Origin of the sequence: Microvirga sp. 2MCAF35, assembly GCF_052115545.1 — a bacterium.
Classification (GTDB): domain Bacteria; phylum Pseudomonadota; class Alphaproteobacteria; order Rhizobiales; family Beijerinckiaceae; genus Microvirga.
Window position 1 is genome coordinate 1 of record NZ_JBFRGW010000092.1, and the last position, 1145, is coordinate 1145.

At 54.5% G+C, this 1145-nt stretch carries 2 pseudogenes; one reads left to right on the forward strand and one right to left on the reverse strand.

Annotated features, from left to right (window positions below):
• Window positions 1–133 (forward strand): annotated as a pseudogene (locus AB4097_RS21435) (IS630 family transposase); the annotation flags it as partial.
• On the opposite strand, the pseudogene AB4097_RS21440 reads toward AB4097_RS21435, so the two are convergent.
• Window positions 100–342, reverse strand: a pseudogene (locus tag AB4097_RS21440) (ABC-three component system protein); the annotation flags it as partial. The pseudogenes AB4097_RS21435 and AB4097_RS21440 overlap by 34 nt on opposite strands.
• Between the last annotated feature and the right edge of the window lie 803 nt (window positions 343–1145).

Below are 1145 nucleotides of genomic sequence, written 5' to 3' on the forward strand. Positions count from 1 at the left end.
CAAGGCACTGCTGCGCAAGGCAGCCGCCCGCACGAAGGACGTGCTCTGGCAGACCATCGGTGAGCTCCTGGACGAGTTCTCGCCCGACGAATGCGCCAACTACTTCAGAGCCGCTGGATATGAACCGGAGTAGGCGGAAAGGGCTCTAGCTATTAGTTGGTCCCGATCTTTGCTCCGCTCTGCAACGCGGCGTCTAATAGTTTGAAGCTCTGCCTCGAGGTGAGCTCGTCGATTTGAGACTACAGCCTCATGGAATCGCCGAACTTCCTCGTATCGTCTCAACGAAACGCCAGGGAGGACTACCTGGGCTTCTTCAAAAAGGCGAGCGATATCCGGCACAGCTGGCTCAGCTTCGTCTGCGGTGGCGCGACGAGGTCCTCGATCGTTTGTTCATCGACATAGTTCGCATCTGCAATTTCTCGGATGCGGCTTCCCGCTCATATTCACCATAGAAATCGACAACGTCAGCGCCAGCTAAGCGCGACCTCAGCCTTTCGGTCTTCCGACGAGCTTTCACAAGCTCGTTTCGGAGGTGTCCAGTCGAGCCAATCGTTTCAGAAACTAGACCCTCGGCAATAGCTCGCTTCAATTCCGTTGCAGCTTTCCTTGTTTCCGCCAGCCGGACGAATTTCAGGGCAACCTCTGGGTCGAGGCCGAGCATGTGAAACAAAGGGATCGCCTGTTGAAGAGGAGATTGCGAACGATGCGTGAGTACCCAGTTGTCGAACGCCCCGTCGCGTGATCGGCGAGCGAAGAAGGCCAAACAGGAGCTATTACTTAGGTTCGACCGTGCCTCTATGTCATCAACAGGCGGAAGCCTGAAAAAGGCTTACCCGAGTAAGTCATTCCAAGCATTCCTATTGATGGTGACATCATTTGTTTTTGGATTAACCTCTGGACGAACCAGCCAGTCGCGAAAGTCAGATAGAACTTCGAGCTTACCTTTTGTTGAAGGCGAGCGGGAAACTGTTACCTCTTTGCCCAGCATCTCAAATGTAAGAGACTGTTTGGAAACTTGATCTGATGGGCTTCCCTTGGCGGGAGGGATGTGATTCACCCTGTGGATGTGGACCCATAAGACCCGAGGCCGGATGGCCGCGATCGCCAAGAAGACCAAGCGCTATCCGTCGGACCTGACGGATGAG